The organism is Kribbella sp. NPDC058245, assembly GCF_042882005.1.
Lineage (GTDB): Bacteria > Actinomycetota > Actinomycetes > Propionibacteriales > Kribbellaceae > Kribbella.
Map to the genome: position 1 here is coordinate 398,608 of NZ_JBHVWY010000003.1, position 17,887 is coordinate 416,494.

General features: G+C 67.1%; 16 protein-coding genes. 5 read left to right on the forward strand and 11 right to left on the reverse strand.

Annotated features, from left to right (window positions below; translation table 11 throughout):
* Positions 1-307: 307 nt before the first annotated feature.
* From ACFVWG_RS08350 to ACFVWG_RS08375, 6 genes are all read right to left on the reverse strand, one after another.
* Positions 308-2,872 carry an MFS transporter gene (locus ACFVWG_RS08350; RefSeq protein ID WP_391542493.1) on the reverse strand — a complete coding sequence of 855 codons (2,565 nt, stop codon included), beginning with the start codon at positions 2,870-2,872 and terminating at the stop codon, positions 308-310.
* 274 nt (positions 2,873-3,146) lie between these two features.
* A complete protein-coding gene (locus ACFVWG_RS08355) occupies positions 3,147-3,806 on the reverse strand; it encodes an amidohydrolase family protein (RefSeq protein WP_391542494.1) in 660 nt (219 codons plus the stop codon).
* Positions 3,803-4,669 carry an SDR family oxidoreductase gene (locus ACFVWG_RS08360; protein ID WP_391542495.1) on the reverse strand — a complete coding sequence of 289 codons (867 nt, stop codon included), beginning with the start codon at positions 4,667-4,669 and terminating at the stop codon, positions 3,803-3,805. Before ACFVWG_RS08360 ends, ACFVWG_RS08355 begins: the two co-directional genes overlap by 4 nt.
* The gene (locus tag ACFVWG_RS08365; RefSeq protein WP_391542496.1) at positions 4,666-5,403 is read right to left on the reverse strand and encodes an SDR family oxidoreductase; all 738 of its coding nucleotides are present in this window, start codon (positions 5,401-5,403) and stop codon (positions 4,666-4,668) included. The genes ACFVWG_RS08360 and ACFVWG_RS08365 overlap by 4 nt, the downstream gene beginning before the upstream one ends.
* A gap of 94 nt (positions 5,404-5,497) precedes the next feature.
* A complete protein-coding gene (locus ACFVWG_RS08370) occupies positions 5,498-6,430 on the reverse strand; it encodes a LysR family transcriptional regulator (RefSeq protein WP_391542497.1) in 933 nt (310 codons plus the stop codon).
* 29 nt (positions 6,431-6,459) lie between these two features.
* The gene (locus tag ACFVWG_RS08375) at positions 6,460-6,645 is read right to left on the reverse strand and encodes a hypothetical protein (RefSeq protein WP_391542498.1); all 186 of its coding nucleotides are present in this window, start codon (positions 6,643-6,645) and stop codon (positions 6,460-6,462) included.
* Between the two features lie 227 nt (positions 6,646-6,872).
* Between ACFVWG_RS08375 and ACFVWG_RS08380 the strand changes: the two genes are divergently transcribed.
* The 3 genes from ACFVWG_RS08380 (at position 6,873) to ACFVWG_RS08390 (ending at position 11,407) form a co-directional block, all read left to right on the forward strand.
* Entirely contained in the window at positions 6,873-7,679 is an 807-nt protein-coding gene (locus tag ACFVWG_RS08380) for a SigB/SigF/SigG family RNA polymerase sigma factor (RefSeq protein ID WP_391542499.1), read from the forward strand.
* 20 nt (positions 7,680-7,699) lie between these two features.
* Positions 7,700-8,131, forward strand: a complete 432-nt coding sequence (locus ACFVWG_RS08385) for a DNA polymerase ligase N-terminal domain-containing protein (RefSeq protein WP_391542500.1) — start codon at positions 7,700-7,702, stop codon at positions 8,129-8,131.
* 111 nt (positions 8,132-8,242) lie between these two features.
* Positions 8,243-11,407, forward strand: coding sequence for a glycoside hydrolase domain-containing protein (locus ACFVWG_RS08390; RefSeq protein WP_391542501.1), 3,165 nt, complete (start codon positions 8,243-8,245; stop codon positions 11,405-11,407).
* A gap of 25 nt (positions 11,408-11,432) precedes the next feature.
* Here the strand turns inward: ACFVWG_RS08390 and ACFVWG_RS08395 are convergent, their stop codons facing one another.
* From ACFVWG_RS08395 to ACFVWG_RS08415, 5 genes are all read right to left on the reverse strand, one after another.
* Complete coding sequence (locus ACFVWG_RS08395) at positions 11,433-12,080, reverse strand: nitroreductase family protein (RefSeq protein WP_391542502.1); 648 nt, start codon at positions 12,078-12,080, stop codon at positions 11,433-11,435.
* Positions 12,081-12,296: 216 nt separating this feature from the next.
* Positions 12,297-13,253, reverse strand: a complete 957-nt coding sequence (locus ACFVWG_RS08400) for a penicillin-insensitive murein endopeptidase (protein WP_391542504.1) — start codon at positions 13,251-13,253, stop codon at positions 12,297-12,299.
* Positions 13,254-13,336: 83 nt separating this feature from the next.
* Positions 13,337-13,954: an L-threonylcarbamoyladenylate synthase gene (locus tag ACFVWG_RS08405; RefSeq protein WP_391542505.1), complete on the reverse strand. Its 618-nt coding sequence runs from the start codon at positions 13,952-13,954 to the stop codon at positions 13,337-13,339.
* A 61-nt stretch (positions 13,955-14,015) separates the two neighbouring features.
* Positions 14,016-14,600: a class F sortase gene (locus tag ACFVWG_RS08410; protein WP_391542507.1), complete on the reverse strand. Its 585-nt coding sequence runs from the start codon at positions 14,598-14,600 to the stop codon at positions 14,016-14,018.
* Between the two features lie 74 nt (positions 14,601-14,674).
* A complete protein-coding gene (locus ACFVWG_RS08415; protein ID WP_391542508.1) occupies positions 14,675-15,457 on the reverse strand; it encodes a DUF4397 domain-containing protein in 783 nt (260 codons plus the stop codon).
* 195 nt (positions 15,458-15,652) lie between these two features.
* Between ACFVWG_RS08415 and ACFVWG_RS08420 the strand changes: the two genes are divergently transcribed.
* Together ACFVWG_RS08420 and ACFVWG_RS08425 are read left to right on the forward strand one after the other, a co-directional pair.
* The gene (locus tag ACFVWG_RS08420; protein ID WP_391542510.1) at positions 15,653-16,351 is read left to right on the forward strand and encodes a hypothetical protein; all 699 of its coding nucleotides are present in this window, start codon (positions 15,653-15,655) and stop codon (positions 16,349-16,351) included.
* A gap of 36 nt (positions 16,352-16,387) precedes the next feature.
* Positions 16,388-17,860, forward strand: a complete 1,473-nt coding sequence (locus ACFVWG_RS08425) for an MFS transporter (protein WP_391542512.1) — start codon at positions 16,388-16,390, stop codon at positions 17,858-17,860.
* Positions 17,861-17,887 lie beyond the last annotated feature (27 nt).

The window sequence follows — 17,887 nt, forward strand, 5'->3', positions numbered from 1 at the left end:
ACCCGTTGCTTGTAGTTAACGGGCTGTGGCTGAGGTCGGCAATGCGGTAGCCGGTTACGTGTCCGCTGCCGGGGGGCTGGGGGCATTTACCTGTCGATACAGGTCAGTTCCGCTCCCCAGCCCCGCGCATCCGACTCGCGGTCGGAGGGGCGCTCGCCCGCGACCACCGCGCACCTTGAGCACCCCTCGACCAGGTGGTGGGCGGGGATGTGGTTGACCGGTGCACAAGGTCGCTGGGGCTGCTCACCTTGTGCACCCACCAACCGTCCTGCGGCCGGGGATGTGGTTGAGGGGTGCACGACGTGGGTTAGCCGAAGGGTTGGCGGTGTTCTACCTCGGGGTAGCCGTTGCCGGCGTGGTGGGACGGGGGCATGACAGCGTGCGGCGCCTGGGCGGCCGGCGGATGTGGAGCCGGTGCCCCGGAAGAAGCCGGTACGCCGGTCTCCGCGGTCGGCCCGGATTCCGTCGGTGCTGGGGTCGGCGCGCCCGCCCCATCCGGTACGACGGTCTCCGCGGGCGCGGGCGCAGTGGGGGTGATGGAGGGTGGGGAGGCGGGTGGGGTGGGGGTGTTGGAGAGGCCGTCGCGGATTTTGGTGAGGAGGTGGTGTTCGACGGCTTCTAGTTCGGTTATGCGGGTGCGGATCTCTTGTTCTTCGGCGCGGGCTTCGGTGAGGAGGTGGTCGGCCTCGGCCTTGGCGGTTTCGCGGAGGTGGTCCGCGGTGCGTTGGCTGGCGCTGAGGACGCTGAGCTCGTAGCGGCGGAGTTCGTCGGACAGTTCGCCGGGACCGCGTTGGGCGTCGAGGATGGCGGCGGCCGGGTGCGGGATCGCGTCCGGGAGGGTGCCCTCGAGTTCGGCGATCTGTTGGTCGACCCGGGTGAAGAGGTCGGCCACGTCGGTACGCATCTGGCGGATCGTGGTCGCGGCAGCGTGGACGCGTTCGTTCGCTTCGCGTTCGCGTTCGCGAGCGGTTCGCTCGGCCGAGGTGATCACGTTGAGCGCGATCACCGCAGCCCGTTCGGCAGGGTCGTCGGGCGAATGCCCCGCGTCGACCAGCAATCCGTCGGCGCCCAGTCCAGCGCCGTCGGCTCCTGCCCCATCACCCGAGACACCCGATGCGGCACCCGAGCCCGCCCCACCTGGCACAACGCCCGAGCCCGCCCCACCCGGTACGACGCCCGGGCCGGCGGCGGCTGGGGCGGTGGCGGCCGCGAGGTCGGCGTCTTCTTCGGTCATGGCGACGGTTTGACGCAGAGGGACTTCGCGGATGAAGACGACGGCTAGGAGGCTTACGGCTGCGGCGGCTGCGGCTATGACGAAGATGTGGCCGGTGGCGTCGCCGTAGGCGTGGCGGACGATGTCGGCGACCGGTGCGGGCAGGGAGTTCACGTCGAGGACCGAGCCGCCCGAACCACCCGGTGCGGCGCCGGCCGCCTCTGGGCCGAGGGCTCGGAGGTTGCGAGTGATGAGGTCCGTGACGCGGTTGGCTAGGACAGCACCGAGGACAGAGACGCCCACAGCACCACCGAGGCTGCGGAAGAAGGTGACGGTGGCGCTCGAGGCGCCGACCTGGCTGACGTCGACGGTGTTCTGTACGGCGAGCACCAGGTTCTGCATCATCATGCCCATGCCGATGCCCATCGAGAGCATCCCGGCACCGACGTACCAGTACGGGCTCTCGTGGTCGATCGTCCCGAGCAACCCGAGACCGACGGTGAGGAACAGCCCGCCAAGAACCAGGTACCGCTTCCACTTCCCGAACCGCGTGATCAACTGACCCGATCCGACCGACCCGAAGAACGAGCCGAGCATCATCGGGATCGTCAACAAACCGGCTTCGGTCGGGCTGTATCCACGCGCGACCTGGAAGTACTGCCCCAAGAACACCGCGCTACCGAACATCGCAATACCAACCGACAGACTCGCCAGGATTGCCAGCGCCGTCGTGCGCTCACGCACGACCGTGACGGGGACCAGCGGATCACGCGCGTGGGTCTCGACGATCACGGCGAGCAGCGCGAGCAACGCCGTACCGCCGAGGTAGGCGCCGGTCTGCCAGGACCACCACGCGAAGTGGGTACCGGCGAACGAGACCCAGATCAGCGGCAGGCTGGCAGCGCCGGCGATCAGTACGGCGCCGAGGTAGTCGAGCTTGATCTGTCGCTTGATCACCGGCAGGTGCAGGAAGCGTTGCAGCACGATCAGGCTGATGACCGCCAGCGGGACGCAGACGTAGAAGCACCAGCGCCACCCCAACCACGAGGTGTCGACGATCACGCCACCGACGAGCGGACCGGACACGGTCGCGACCGCCATCACCGCGCCCATGTAGCCGGAGTACCGGCCGCGGTTGCGGGGCGGGATCGCGGCGCCGACGATCGCCTGGGCCAGCGCCATCAGGCCGCCCATCGCCAGACCCTGCAGCACGCGCGCGCCGATCAGGAACGGCACGTTCTGAGCTGCACCGGCGAGCGCGGAGCCGACCACGAACATGATGATCGCGAGCTGCACCAGCAGCTTCTTGCTCATCAGGTCGGACAGCTTGCCCCAGACCGGCGTGGACACGGTCATCGCGAGCAGGCTGGCGGTGACGACCCACGTGTACTGCGTCTGCGACCCCTCGAGGTCGGCGATGATCGTGGGCAGTGCGTTGCTGACGATCGTCGAGCTGAGCACCGCGGTGAAGAGCGCGGCCAGCAACCCGGCCAGGATCTCCAGGATCTCCCGGTGGGTCAGCTCAGGATCGGCGCCCGGAGCAGAAGGCGCCGGTACGACGGCCGCCGGCTCCTCGGAGCTGTACTTGGATCGATAACGAGTGGGGGCATCGAACTGCGCCGTTGCCGAAGCGGTGGCCTCGGTGCGGGTGGCTGACATCGGGTTCCGTTCGTCCGCGGGGTCGCTTCGGCCGAGAGCAGTGGATCAGCACTGTCCTCGGGGCGGAAAGCGGCCGGCGTTGCCTCACCCAGCCAGATATTGGTTGCAACTACCAACGATAAGCCCGACGCGTCAGCAACTCGTCACCGGCTGCCCCACTGGTCTCTTTCTGAGACGCCTCTCCCCGTGAGAGCGTTTGCCACGTACGATCCGGTGCTTGTTGAGTCAATCAACTAAGCCACCCCGGCGGAGCTGTCAGGGCCCGCCGGGGTACCTAAGCGCAGCAGTCGACGGCCACGAAGTTCTCCCACACCGCCGTGTCCCCGCCGGCCGCCTCGACGCGGTCCGCAAGACCCGGCAGCAACTCGCCGTGCGAGACAGCAAACCGGATGTCGGGATGGCGCGTCAGTACGCCGGTCAGCGTCAGGTCGGTCACCGCCCGAGCCACCTCGAAGGGGAACTCGATCAACGCGCGGGGCCGATCCAGCGCGACCTGTCGCCACTGCGGTGGTGAGGTCGGATGCAGAAGCACTTGGGCGGACCGCGCATTGAGGGCTCGCCACACCGGCTCCCACGAAGGTTCACCCGGATAGAGCCCAGTCACATTGCTGAGCAGAATCACCCCGTCCGCGCGCAAGACGTCGTACGCGTAATCGAGTTCTGCCAGCGCCGCGTCGACGTCCGGCAGCGGCAGGCTGGCCAGGAAGGTGCAGCCGGGTCGCTGAGTGCGGAGCTCCGCGGCCAACTCGTTCACCCGACGAGACAGCACCTGCGCCCGGAAGTCATCCCCGAAGTGGACGCCTGGCGACGGGATCGACACCATATCACCTGAAGGAAAGGTCGGCCAGCCGGGCAGTCCGTCAGGACGGAGATGCCCGGCTCGCTCCGCCGCCGCGACGTACTCGGGCGGCAGGAAGTGCGTGTAGACAGTCATGCGACCGGGTGCAGGAGATCTTCCAGTCCGACCCGATGCAAGAACTCGGACCGAACCCGATCAGCGACCGCGTTGACCACGATCGCGCCGTCGTCCGACGGGTCGTAGCTCGCTCGGAACGGACGCTTGCCCTTCTCGGTGTCGACCACCGACACGATCAACCGAGCGACCTCAGCAACGTCCGACCACTCCGGCTCCAGCTCAGCCAGGCGCTGACCAACCTGATCCATCAACCCGGCGTACTTCGTCTCGTACGCCGCGACCACGTCCGTGTCAGCCGGCGAACCGCTGTGCAGGAAGTGGTTCGTCCCGTGCGTGAAAGCACCCGGTACGACGATCGTCGTCTCGATCCCGAATCGCGCCAGCTCCAACGCATAACTCGAAGCCAGCGCGTCCATCCCAGCCTTCGCCGCAAAGTACGGCGCCAGGTACGGCGGAGTCCCACCGCGCGTACTCGAGCTACCAACCCACACGACCAGCCCATCGCCCTGCGCACGCAGTACCGGCAGCGCCGCCCGGTTGAGCCGCTGAGTCCCAACAACGTTGGTGTCATAGAGATCCAGCACCTGCTGCGGAGTGAACGCCTCAGCCGGCCCGGTGACCATGTGACCCGCGTTGTGAATCAGTACGTCGAGCCGCCCTTCGGCACCGACGACCGTGTCGACCGCCTGCTGCGCCGAGGCCTCCGAGCTGACGTCCAACTCGACAACTCGCAGACCAGCCTCCGTCGCCTCTGCCGCAGGGCCCGCATTCCGTCCGGCGAGGTCACGCATTCCGGCGTACACGGTGTGACCGGCATCGGCGAGAGCGCGGGCAGTCAGGGCACCGAAGCCGCTGGACGCGCCACTGATCAGAACGATCATGCTGCCGAACCACCGTTCGCGTAGATGACCTGGCCGTTGATCCAGCGGGCCGGGCCGGCCAGGAAGGCGATGATCTCGGCGATGTCGGACGGCTGGCCGAGGCGCTCGAGCGGCGGCTCGGCGGCGATCCGGTCGATCAGTTCCTGCGGCTTGCCGTCGAGGAACAGCGGGGTCGCGGTCGGGCCGGGGGCGACGGCGTTCACGGTGATGTCGCGGCCGCGCAGTTCGCGGGCCAGGATCAGCGTGATCGCCTCGACGCCACCCTTGCTGGCGGCGTACGCCGAATAGCCCGGGCGGGCGAGCCGGGTGAGCGAGCTGGAGATGTTGACGATCGCGCCACCGTTGCGAACCCGGCGGCTGGCCTGCTGGTCGACCACGAAGGTGCCGCGCAGGTTCGTGCGGATGATGTCGTCGAAGACCTCCAGGTCGAGCTCGGCCAGCGGCGCGAGCGGCATGATGCCGGCCGCGTTGATGACCACGTCGACCCCGCCGAACTCCTGCTCGGCCCGGTCGAACAGCGCAGTCACCGCACCCTCGTCGGCAACATCAGCCTGTACGGCGATCGCGCGGCCGCCGTCGGCCTCGACCTCCTTGACGGCCAACTCGGCCCGGTCCTTGTTGCCGGAGTAGCCGATCACGACCGCGAATCCGTCGCGGCCGAGCCGGGCAGCCGCCTCGCGGCCGATCCCACTCGAGCCGCCGGTCACGATCGCGACCCTGCTGTTCTCAGTCATCGTCATGCGCCTTTCGAGAATGTCGTTTCTTGCTGACACCTCAAGCGTGCGTCCGGCGATGGATCAAATCCAACGACTCATATCGATGGCAGGATCAGTTCTGTTGATGCATCTGCTCGCCCAGCGAAGTCCCCGGCGGCTGCTGCAGATGAGTGCCGACCAGCCCGATCAGGGCCCGCAAAGCCGCGGTCGGCTTCCGCTTCCGCAGCGTCGCCATGTAGAGCGACCACTGGAAGGTCTCGTCCACGATCGGTACGACGCGCACCGCGTCCAGCCCGGCGACGGCGTACGCGGGGAGGATGCCGAGGCCCACTCCCTGAGCCAGGAACTGGACGCCGTTCTCGATACCGAGCGCTTCGACCACCACCTGGCGTGCGATCCCGGCGGCCTCGAAGGTCTGGTCGATCAGCGTCCGGGTTCCGAACCCCGGCGGGAAGTCGACGAACTCCTCATCGGCCAGATCCGCGACCCGGACCGACCGGCGCCGCGCCAGCCGATGCCCGACCGGTACGGCGAGCACCTGCGGAACCTTGAGCAACTCCCAGGTCGTCAGCTCCCGAGGCACACTGCCCTGCGGTACGCCGAGGAAGCCGACATCGATGTCACCATTACGCAGCGCGACGATAATCCCGGCAGAGCCCTCGGCGTTGACTCTCAGTTGCAGTTCGACATTCGGATACCGTCTGCGAAACTCAGCGGCCGCGGCCGGCAGATCGATCAGGCCGAGCCCGGGCAGCAGCCCGACGCGGACCGACCCCCGTAGGCCGGCTCCCAGTTCGTCGACGACATCACGGGCACCCTGTACGGCGTCCATCACCGCGAGCGCCTCGGGGAGCAACGCCGTACCGGCTTCGGTGAGCACCACGCGCTGGGCACTGCGCTCGAAGAGTGTGACCTTCAAGTCCCGTTCAAGTGCTGCGATCGCAGCACTCACCGCACTCTGAACAACGTGCAAACGCCTGGCGGCCAAGGTGAAGCTGCGCTCGTGCGCCACCGCCACGAAGTACTCCAGCTGCCGCAGTTCCACTCCGGCAGTGTGTCACTAGGGCTTGGCTATTACTGCGCGGGACGGACCGCCGCGCGGTCGACCCAGACGAGGTGACCGTGGTGGCTGACCAGGACCTCGTCGGCGCGACGGCCGAGCTCGTGCCCGGCGACCCAGCGGCCGCCGACGCGGATCTGGACGTCACCCGTGGATTGGGTATCGGGGGAACCTTTGGCCGGGGAAGAGGCGAGAGGCATAGCGACCTGACTTCGTGACAGGGGCGGCGATGGGGATGGCAGCGACAAGACTACAACCGCATTGTGACGCGGCGTTAGCGATAACTCGGATTGATCACGAAGCACAACGAAGCTGTATGTGCCACGGAGATGCATAACGGGGTCCAAGTGGGGTAGGAATGAGGTGCAAGGTCCTGACCGTGGTCCAGACATGTGCCGCGCCGTGACTCACGTCGCGAGGTCAGAACATGAACAGCACTACAGTTTCCAGCACCGCCCGGCATCGTGCCGATCAGCGGGACAGCGAAGCCCGGGCTCTGTTGAGCGAACGGGCCGCGAGTACCGACGAAGACCACCGTCAAGAGCTGCTCGATCAAGCGATTGAGTTGCATCTCGGGGTGGCCCACAGCATCGCCTCCCGCTTCCGTAACCGGGGAGTGGAGTCCGACGATCTCGACCAGGTCGCGTACCTCGGTCTGGTGAAGGCCGCCCGAAGTTTCGACCCGTCGACGGGTACGCCGTTCCTCGCGTACGCCGTCCCGACCATTCGCGGCGAGGTGAAACGGTACTTCCGGGACTGCTCCTGGACGGTCCGGATCCCGCGTCGCCTGCAGGAGCTGCAGGGTTCGATCGCATCCGTCCGGCCGCAACTGGTCCAGGACCTGCACCGCGAGCCCACCCAGGCGGAGATCGCCGCCGAAATAGGGGCCGAGGTCAACGAAGTGGAGGACGCGATCGCGGCCGACGGCTGCTTCTCCGTGCTCTCTCTCGACCGTCCGCTGGACGGCGACTCCGCGGCCCGGCTCGGTGACACGATCGCCGACGAGGACATGGCGTTCGAGCAGACCGAGGCGGTCGCCGTACTGGCGCCGGCCCTGACCATGCTGAAGCCGCGCGAGCGGCGGATTCTGGAACTGCGGTTCGTCGAGGGGCAGACCCAGGCCGACATCGGTGCCGAGATCGGGGTGAGCCAGATGCAGGTCTCGCGCCTGCTCCGCGGCATCCTCGACCGGCTCCGGGATCGGCTCGAACCCCCTGCGGCAGCTGCCGCTTGAGCCACCGGCCGATCTTCGTAGTGCAGTTGCACGATGCACGGCGGCTGCACTACGACGTCCGGCTGGAGGTTGACGGTGTCCTGAAGTCGTGGGCGGTCCCGCGTGGGCCGTCCTTGGATCCGGTGGTGAAGCGGCTCGCCGTCTTCACCACCGATCACGACCTCGAGTACGCGTCGTACGAGAGCAGCAATGTCATCGTCTGGGACGCCGGCGTCTACACGAACCTGACGCCGGGGAGTGCGGCCGAGGCCATCGAGCGCGGTCACATCAAGGTGCAGCTGCACGGCATCAAGCTGACCGGCGCGTGGGCTTTCACCCGCACCAACCAGGACTGGTTGCTGGTCAAGGTCCGCGACGAGGCCGCCGATCCGGAGCGGGATCTGACGATCGCCGAGCCACGATCCGTACTCAGTGGTCTAACCATCGAGGAAGCGGCCGCCTCACAGTCCTGAGCGTCAAGAGACCTGACCGGATTCGGCCAGTGACCGTACCTTGACCACCTCTGGGGTCCCATCGAGACTGCATGCGTAGTTCTGACCATCCTCGCCGCCCGGAGGACATGAATGCGCAAGCTCGCTGTCGCCCTCTCCACCGTCGTACTGACTGCGCTGTTGCCGCTACCGGCTCACGCCGCACCACCACCGGCCTGGACCCACAACTCGTCCGACCGGCTCTTCCCCTATGCCACCCGCCCGGTCAACGCGCCGACCTCGATCGATCTGTACGCCGCTCGCAACGAGGTGGAGGCCGCCCAGATCGCGATCCGGCCGACCGCCTCGACCGACAACGTCTCCGTTGCCGCGAGCAACCTCATCGGCCCCGGCGGCGCGACACTCTCGGACGTCACCGTACGGCGTGAGTACCTGCACCCGAACGTCGTCCAAGCCGGTGACGCCGAGCGGGAAGGCACCGGTACGGCGTATTACGACGCTCTCGTCGAGAACACCTCACGGACTCTGGCCGCCAACGTCACCCAGCCGTATCACTACAGCGTGCGCGTGCCGACCGGCGCGACGCCCGGCCTCTACACCGGTACGGCGACCGTCCAGAGCAGCGCCGGGAACGTCGTGATCCCGGTCCGGGTGACCGTGGCTCCGGCCACGCTGCCGCCGACCAACCAATCGACGTTCAAGATGAACAACTGGACGACCTCGGCCGGCTGGGACTACACCGGCACGATCCAGGCGATCCCGCTCCAGTACGACAACGCCGAGATGTACAGCCCGAACTGGTGGCGAGTGATCGAGTCGATGGCTCGCGATCACGCCAAGCACCGCAACAACGTGGTCTTCGCGGACTTCCAGGCGCTGCTGATCCCGAACACCACGATCGATGCTGCGGGCAACTACACCTTCGGCTGGGAGACCTTCGACCGGTTCATCAAGATCTACCAGGACGCCGGTGCGCTGCAGTGGATCCACACGCCGCACCTGCTGATGACCAGTGACCCTGGCAACGGCCTGCCGAACCGGGTGGAGACGCTCAAGCGAGCCGCCGACGGTTCCACCCAGATGGTCCCCCTGACCTCGGGATCCACGGAGGCGACGACGTACCTGAACAAGGCGTTCGCCGCCCTCAAGCAGCACCTGGACGCCAAGGGCCTGACCGACCTCTTCTACATGAGCGCGAACGACGAGACGACCCGCGCCGAGGACGTCACCGCGGCCAACTGGATGTACGGGATCTACCGCAAGTACTTCCCGAACCCGAAGCTGAACGAGGCCGAGCTCGCCATCCTGAACCCGGGCACGGGAACCACGGCGAACACTCCGATCCTCAATCTGTACGAGAACAACGTCGGCCACTTCCAGACGAACCGGCTGGCCGGGAACGAGCTGTGGATCTACAACTGCATCGGTCCGCAGGGCCCGTACCTCAACCGCTTCCTGATGTCGCACCTGGCCAAGACCCGGCTGACGCCGTTGCTGGCCTGGAAGGCGAACGCGGTCGGCTACCTGCACTGGGGCTGGAACTACTGGTTCGGCGAGCTGAACAAGCGGTTCGACACCTTCGACGGAGTTCAGAACGGCGACAACTTCATCGTCCGGCCGAACCGGCCGGCGTACGACCTGTACGACAGCATTCGCAGTGAGGCGCAGACCGACGGGCTCGAGGACTACGAGCTGTTCACCCAACTGGCCGCGACCAAGCCGGTGCTCGCTCGCGCGTTGGCGAACTCGCTGCTGATGAACTCGTACACGATCGACAAGTCGGGTGCCGCGGCCGACGCCGTACACCGGCAGGTTCTGGATGCTCTCGCGTCCGGTGGGCCGGACCAGGTCTACCCGTACGCCGACGACTTCAGCCTGGGCTCGCAATCGTGGCAGTCCAACGCCGGCACCTGGTCGGTCTCGGGTGACGCACTGACCCAGACCGCGACCGACAAGTGGAGCTACGTCGCCGGTCTGGAAGGACGCGCGTACGCCGATGTGGCGGCGAGCGTGGACCTGCAGATCCGCGGCGTGAATTCCAATGGTGGCAACACGAACTGGGCCGGTCTGGTGGTGCGCAACCTGAACCCGACCGACTTCGAGAGCGGCTATCTCGTGGCCCAGCGCAACAACGGCGAGGTCTTCGTCTTCAAGGCCGGCGCGACACTCGGCCAGGGACAAGCCGTCGGGTACGCACCTGGTCAGTTCAACCGGCTGCGTGTGGTTGCGCGCGGCAACAAGATCACCGTGTACGCCGGAACCGGCAAGGATCCAGTGGTCTCCGTGACCGACTCGTCGTTCACTGCTGGTGGAGTCGGCCTGGCGAGTGGCGGGGTGAACGTGGCCTTCGACAACGTCCGGCTCAACCCGGATGTGAACCCGGCTGAAGGTGGTACGCCGACCGTCTCCTCGTCGTACGACAGTGATGGCTGGCGCGCGATCGCGGCGGTCGATGGACGCCGTACGTCGACAGCATCAGTCGTTGGGAGCTCGATGGGCTGGACGTCGGGAGCGGCCACGAGCGCGACCGATCAGCAGACGTTCAAGGTCGATCTGGGTGCAGCGCGGGCGTTGGGTCGGGTGGATCTGTATCCGCGGGCGGACGGGACCAACGTGGGTGTTGGGTTCCCAGTCGACTACGACGTACAGGTGTCTGCTGATGGTGCTTCGTGGACGACCGTCGCTTCGCGGGTCAACCAGCCGCGGCCGACCGGAGTGCAGTCGGTGGACTTCGCCACGCAGAACGTGCGGTACGTGCAGGTGGTCGGGAAGAAGTTGGCACAGGATCCGTTCGGGGCCTACCGGATGCAGCTGGCCGAGGTCGAGGTGGCCGGCGGCAACCTCGCGGCCGGACGGCCGGTCAGCTCGTCGACCTCCTCGGAGTTTGTGAATGAGGGTTGGTTGCGGGCGAACCTCACCGACGGCGCCCGGCAGTCGCGGCTCTGGAACTCGATGGGCTGGACGAGTGAGTCCGTACCCGCCAACTCGCCACAGTGGGTCCGGGTCGATCTGGGCGGACCCTCGCGGATTGGGAAGGTCGATCTGTACGCACGGTCCGACGGCTCCAGCACGGGTGGCGGTTTCCCGGTCGATTACGTCGTCGAGACCTCGTTGGATGGGGTCAACTTCGTTGAGGTGGCGCGCGGGACCGACGTACCGCAGCCTGGGTCTGCAGCGGTCACGCACACCTTCCCGACGACCACAGCCCGGTACGTGCAGGTGCGCGGGACCGAGCTGCGGCCGGACGGCGAGGGCGGTTACCGCATGCAGCTTGCTGAGCTTGAGGTGCTGAGCTAATTCCTTCCCCGCCCCACCACCCCGGTCAGAAAGTGTCGATGTGGATGACGTCGTCGAGTGACTGCCTCGGGGCAGGCTTGAAAGTGTCACCCGTGTAGTACGCGGTCGGAAGCAAGACGGACTGCCGGATCTCCTCCGGCAGTCCGAGCAACTCCTGGATCTCCTTCTCGTAGACCATGTGCAGCGTCGTCCACGCCGTACCGAGCCCTCTCGCTCGCGCCGCCAAGCAGTAGCTCCAAGCGGCCGGAAGGATCGATCCCCACGTGCCGGACTGGTTCCCGGCCGGCAGGTTGCTCACCGTGAGACACGGGATGACCAGCACGGGGACCTGCCCCATCCGCTCACCCAGATAGGCAACGCTGTCCCCAACCCGCTGCTGCACGGGAGCGCGGTCCGGGTCGTCCGCATGCAGCTTGCCGGCAGCACCCGGTCCGGCCAGGTACTGCTCAACCGCCAGCCGGTAGTACTCCCCGATCGCTGCCCGCTTCTCGGCATCCGTGACGACCATCCAGTGCCACGTCTGCCGGTTACTCCCCGACGGCGCCTGCACCGCAACCTCAATACACTCCCGGACCAGCTCGATCGGTACGGGCTTCTCGAGATCCAGCCGCTTCCGCACAGTCCGGGTAGTCGTCAACAACTCATCAGGCGTCAAATCCAGAGTCTCGGTCACACCCCCTTTCTACCTCGCCAACGTCACCGGCGACCGCCACCTTGTGCACCCACCAGCCACTTTCCGCCCGGACAACTGACTGATCCGTGCTCAAGGTCATACCGGGATCGCGCGGAGGCGTCGTACCGGCTGGCCTCGGGGAGCGTTACCCAGCTAGCGTCCGAAGACACGCCGACCACGCGCTCCGATCGTTCGGACGTTAGCGCGCTCGGTCGGTCAGCAGGTGTAGAGGGAGCTGGGGTGGACCTTCTCGCAGACGCGGACGTGGAGGTGGTTGTCGTGAGCAGGCCACTCGGTGGTGAGGCCTTCGTTGATCAGGGTGGGGTCGTTGAAGAAGATGATCCGGACGTGGCCGGGGGCGGCGGCGTGGATCGCCTGGATCAGTTGGCGGGTGGCGGCGCGGTCGTAGGTGGCTGACTGCCAGGTGATGCGGCCGGCGGTGCACTGGGCGTTGTCGGTGCGGATCGGCCAGATGTCGATGTCCAGGCCGACATCGTGACTGCCGTGACCGGGGATGTCGCCGCCGTGCTCGAACCCGGCATCGCCGTACGGGACCTTGCCCTGGCCGGTGCCGGCGAACGACCGCGCCGCCTCTTCCATCTGGGCGACTGCGGCTGAGGTGGCCCAGTTGGCCGCCGTACCGTTGCCGTCGGGGTCCTGGTCGCAGAGGTTCGCGGTGAAGTCGGGGTAGTCGTAGTGCCAGGCGAGATTGCGCCAGGTGATCGGACCGACGATGCCGTCCGACCCGATCCCGGCGTGCGTCTGGAAGGCGGCCACCGCGTCGCGGACCGCCGTACTGAAGACGCCGTCGACGGGGAGGCTGAGGCGGCGCTTGGCGTTCAGCTCGACCTGGAGCGCCTTGACGGCGGCGTTGTTGTCGCCGGACCGGATGGTCGGCGCGAGTGCGGCCCAGGTCTGCGGGCCGACGATCCCGTCGACGCCGAGCGCCTTCGCCGCTTGGAAGGCCTTGGCTGCGTCGACGGTCGAGGCGCCGAAGACCCCGTCGGCCGGAGCGGTCTGACCGTTGTACTGCAGCAGGTACTGGATCGCCAGTACGTCGGCGCCGCGGTTGCCGCTGCTTTGCGTCGGGAAGAAGGCGTTGGCGTAGGCACTGGCGGTGGTCGGAATGAGGGCGAGGGCCAGGGCAAGGAGTACGACCAGGAGACGTCGCATGGGAGATCCTCCGGGGGCGGGCGAAGAAACTAAGTTACGGTCCTCCGCCACAATCCGGCATCAATTACCCCCAGCGCAAGCCCCTATTCAAAAGGCGACGGGTCCCCGGCGCCGACCCGGACCACCTCGGGGACATCCTCGGAGAAGTCGATCACGGTGGTCGGCTCGATCCCGGTCTCACCGTCGATCACGGCGTCGACCTGGTTGTCGAGCTCCTCCTTGATCTCCCAGCCCTGGGTCATCGGCTCCTCGTCACCGGGCAGCAGCAGCGTGCTCGACAGCATCGGCTCGCCGAGCTCCTCGAGCAGCGCCTGGGTGACCACGTGGTCGGGGATCCGGACTCCGACCGTCCGCTTCTTCGGGTGCAGCAGCCGCTTCGGGACCTCTTTGGTGGCCGGCAGGATGAACGTGTAGCTGCCCGGCGTGGCCGCCTTGATCGAGCGGAAGACGGCGTTGCTGATGTGCACGAACTGCCCGAGCTGGGCGAAGTCCTGGCACATCAACGTGAAGTGGTGCTTGTCGTCCAGCTGCCGGATGGACCTGATCCGGTCGATCCCGTCCCGGTTCCCGAGCGCGCAGCCGAGGGCGAAACACGAGTCGGTCGGGTAGGCGATCAGCCCACCGTCGCGGACCAGGTCGACGACCTGGCCGACCGCGCGCTTCTGCGGATTCTCCGGATGTACATCGAAATACCTCGCCATGACCGCCGAGCCTACCGCCGGATCCACGCCAGCCGTTCGATCCCTTCGCGCAGGCAGGTGATTACTTCGCCAGGCCGATCGCCGTCGCAGTGACGACGAGGTTGTCTTCGTAGCCGCCGTTGTTGCGGTCATAGGCGCCGGTGCAGGTGATCAGGACCAGCCGGTGTGCACCCGTCTGATCGAAGGCCCCACTCTTCGTCGCGAGCGCATCCTTCGGTACGGAGACCTTGGAGTCGATCCGGTACGTCGCCGTCCGGCCGCCACCCCGCAGTACGACGTACTCGCCGGGCTCGGCCTTGCGCAGGCGCGCGAAGAAGCCGAGCCCTTCGGTCTTGGTGTCGACGTGACCGGCAAGCACAACCGATCCGAACGGATCACCAGCCTCGGCACCGCCGTCCCACCACCCGACGCGTTGCGCGCCGGATGGCACCTGCAGTTGATCGCCAACCGTCCCAGCCGGTACGACGGGCGCCTGCGCGCCGCCGGGCAGCACCACCTCGGTCGGCACGAACCGGATGCGTTGGCTCGGCGCCGGCGTACCGACTCTGCCTGATGGGACGTCGGTCGACGGCGTGATGAGCGGGTCCAGTGGGGTGGACGACGGCGCCGGCGTCGAAGTGCCGCCGTCCACCCCGGTGCCCGACACAGCTCCGTCCAGCTGCGCAGCGCACCCCTCCAGGCCCACGCAGCACATCAGGAGCAGTCCGAGCAGCAGCCTCCTCAGCGGCGTACCACCCGTCGTGCAGTGATCACTGTGGCCAGGAGAAGCAGCAGTGCGATCCCTGCCAGCGCCGGGGTGTGGTCAGGCCCGGCTCCGGTGTTGACCACCTTGGGCTTGGGCGAACCGGCCGGCCGGAGTTTGATCGTGCCGACCGCGACCGTCATCGTCTTCTGGCTCGGTGCACCGACCGCGAAAACCCGGGTCAGATATCCGGCCTTGAGCGGCAATGCCAACGGACCGAGAACAACAGGTGACTTCGCACCCGCCGGAACGATCTCGACACTGTAAGTGGCCGCCGGGACGACTACGTCGAGGGATTCTCCGTTGGCGACATTTGCGAACAGGACCTTACCGTTGACCTTGATATCGGCCGGGCCGACCGCAGCGGTGTGCGCGACCCGGACGGCGGCCTTGTCGGCCGGGACCGCGGTCAGTTTGTTGTTGTAGGAGGTGATCACCGGAGCACCGCCTGGCGAGGCCGGCTCGTGGATCACCACGTCCAGACTGCCACCGGACGCGACCGTCACCTTGCGCTCGATGACGACCTTTCCGTCTTGTTTTGCGGTGATCGTGCGCTGACCGGCCGAGACTCCAAAGGGCCCGATCAGCTTGGCGCCGGCGACCTTCGCCCCCACCTCGTGGCCGTCGACGCTGATGTCGAGGTTCTTCCCCGCCAGGCCCTGCACGATGAAGACGTTGCCACCGGCGGCCGCCTCCGCGGGCGCCAGCGGCGCCGAGATCACTGCCGCCACGAGCAGCACCGGAATTACCGGACCTCGCATTCTCGAATTTACTGATCGAAAACGTTCGGACACGCTGCGTTTATTCATTTTGCCCCCTGGGTACTGGCTCGGAAAACGCCTCACATTTCCCGAATTCAGTGAATTCCGGCGTATCGTAAGCGCAAACGGATCCGGCCGCCAGAGGCTGCGCGCCCAACCGGATCCCTTTCTTTGCGCGACTCAGCTTTGGGGGCGATGAGTTCGGTGCTGCATCGCGGACGAGTGCTACTGACGACTGCGCTGGTCCTGGCGGTCGGTGGATGTTTCGGTGGATCCGGGCCCGTCGGGCCGAGTCCAGGCGCCGATGACACGGTCGCCATTCCGCCGCCGGGGCCGACCGATTCGGTCACGCCGGGGCCGGGGGTGACCGAGCCGGGGATCCGGATGACCGCCGTACCGCGGGCCGATGGGTCGTTCGACATCGTCGAGGACGTGGTGCTGTCAACTGCGGCCGACGACCTGCAGTTACAGGTCCCCACCTCCGGCGAGACGCTGCCGGGGTTGATGACAAGGACGGCGCCGCGGGCGTCCGATCTGCAGTTGCTGGCCGATGAATCCGTTGTGTCGCTGGATTCTTCCACCGTCGAGACCACCCGGGATGTGCCGTTGACGGTCGCGGCGACGAAGCTTCGGTTGACCTATCGACTGACGGGGACGACGGTTCGCCGTACCCCGCAACGGCCCCAGCGCGCGGCCGCCGCCTTGCGGCCGTTGATCGCACCCTCCGAGGGCACGCTGCCGACCACGGTATCGGTGACCGACGGGCTGTTGAACGCGGTCTGTCCGCTGCTTCCTGAGACCCGTTGTGCAGTGGGCGATCCGCCTCATCTGACCATCCGGCCGTCGATCCCAGCCGCCCAGGCACTGATTGTGGTCCAGCTCGACCTGCCCTGATGCAGTTTTGTCCGAGGGGCCCCTTACCGTTGGTTCATGGCGGAGGAACGGATCGCGCTGGGGACTGCGCGGGCGCGGTGGGTGCTGGCGGCCACGGCGCTGGGGTCGGGGATGGCGTTCCTCGACGGCACGGTGGTGAACGTCGCCCTGCCTGCGATGGGCGAGGACCTCGGCGCGGGGATGGCCGGACTGCAATGGATCGTCAACGGCTACATGCTGATGCTGGCGTCGTTGATCCTGCTCAGTGGTTCGCTCGGCGACCGGCTCGGTCGGCGCCGGATGTATGTGATCGGTGTCGGCTGGTTCGCGATCGCGTCGATGATCTGCACCTTCGCCCCCACCCTTGAGGTGATGGTCGCCGGGCGAGTGCTGCAGGGCATCGGCGGCGCGTTGCTCACGCCAGGCAGTCTGGCGATCCTCCAGACCACGTTCGCCCCGGGCGATCGCGGCAAGGCGGTCGGCACCTGGTCGGGGCTCACCTCGGTCGCGGCGGCGGTCGGGCCGTTCGTTGGCGGCACGCTGGTGGACAGCGGATCCTGGCGGCTGATCTTCCTGATCAACGCGCCGATCGCCCTCGTCACCATCCTGGTCACTTTGCGGCATGTGCCGGAACCCCGGGACGAGGAGATGGCCGGCAAACTCGACCTCAGTGGCGCAGCCCTGGCCACCGTCGGTCTGGCCGGCTTCACCTTCGGGTTGATCCGCGCCGGTTCCGATGGCTTTGGCAACGCTTCAGTGCTAGCCAGTCTCGTGATCGGCCTGCTCGCGTTCGGGGTCTTCGTCTTCGTCGAGCGACGCAGCTCGCATCCGATGCTGCCGCCGGGGATCTTCGCCAACCGCCGCTTCACCGGCGCGAACCTGGTCACGGTGGTTGTCTACGGCGCTCTCGGTACGGCGACCTTCCTGGTCGTCGTCTACTTCCAAACAGCCCTCGGGTACGCCGCTGTGTGGGCCGGGGCGGCCTTACTTCCGATGACCGCCTTGATGTTCACCCTGTCCGGATATGCGGGTGGTCTCGCGGAGAAGATCGGCGCGCGGATCCCGATGACCGTCGGGCCGTTGCTGATGGCCGGCGGGTTCCTGCTCATGCTGCGGATCTCACCAGGGTCGTCGTACGTGACGACGGTGCTGCCGGCGGTCGTCGTACTGGGGCTGGGGTTGGTTGCGACGGTGGCGCCGCTGACGGCGACTGTGTTGTCGTCGGTCGAGGATCATCATGCTGGGATCGCATCCGGGGTGAACAACGCGGTGGCGCGGTCGGCGCAGTTGATGGCGGTCGCCGCGATTCCGATGGCGGCGGGGATCACCGGCGAGTCATATCGGGATCCCGTTGCCTTTAGCAATGGATTTGACCGGGCGTTGATCATCTCGGCCGTGCTCGCGGTGGCCGGGTCGGTCATCGCCTGGACCACGCTCGGAGACGGGACTCGGCGTCGTACCGTGACTGTCGAGCGACACCTGCACTGCGCCTTGGTCTCCCCACCGCCCTCCAGCGAGGTCCACCCCTGACCTCGACAAGTCGACATAACGCCGATC

Coding starts and splice junctions, on each gene's coding strand:
- ACFVWG_RS08350 (WP_391542493.1), bottom strand. CDS start 2,872: ATGTCAGCCACCCGCACCGAGGCCACCGCTTCGGCAACGGCGCAGTTC.
- ACFVWG_RS08355 (WP_391542494.1), bottom strand. CDS start 3,806: ATGACTGTCTACACGCACTTCCTGCCGCCCGAGTACGTCGCGGCGGCG.
- ACFVWG_RS08360 (WP_391542495.1), bottom strand. CDS start 4,669: ATGATCGTTCTGATCAGTGGCGCGTCCAGCGGCTTCGGTGCCCTGACT.
- ACFVWG_RS08365 (WP_391542496.1), bottom strand. CDS start 5,403: ATGACTGAGAACAGCAGGGTCGCGATCGTGACCGGCGGCTCGAGTGGG.
- ACFVWG_RS08375 (WP_391542498.1), bottom strand. CDS start 6,645: ATGCCTCTCGCCTCTTCCCCGGCCAAAGGTTCCCCCGATACCCAATCC.
- ACFVWG_RS08380 (WP_391542499.1), top strand. CDS start 6,873: ATGAACAGCACTACAGTTTCCAGCACCGCCCGGCATCGTGCCGATCAG.
- ACFVWG_RS08390 (WP_391542501.1), top strand. CDS start 8,243: ATGCGCAAGCTCGCTGTCGCCCTCTCCACCGTCGTACTGACTGCGCTG.
- ACFVWG_RS08400 (WP_391542504.1), bottom strand. CDS start 13,253: ATGCGACGTCTCCTGGTCGTACTCCTTGCCCTGGCCCTCGCCCTCATT.
- ACFVWG_RS08405 (WP_391542505.1), bottom strand. CDS start 13,954: ATGGCGAGGTATTTCGATGTACATCCGGAGAATCCGCAGAAGCGCGCG.
- ACFVWG_RS08415 (WP_391542508.1), bottom strand. CDS start 15,457: ATGCGAGGTCCGGTAATTCCGGTGCTGCTCGTGGCGGCAGTGATCTCG.
- ACFVWG_RS08420 (WP_391542510.1), top strand. CDS start 15,653: ATGAGTTCGGTGCTGCATCGCGGACGAGTGCTACTGACGACTGCGCTG.
- ACFVWG_RS08425 (WP_391542512.1), top strand. CDS start 16,388: ATGGCGGAGGAACGGATCGCGCTGGGGACTGCGCGGGCGCGGTGGGTG.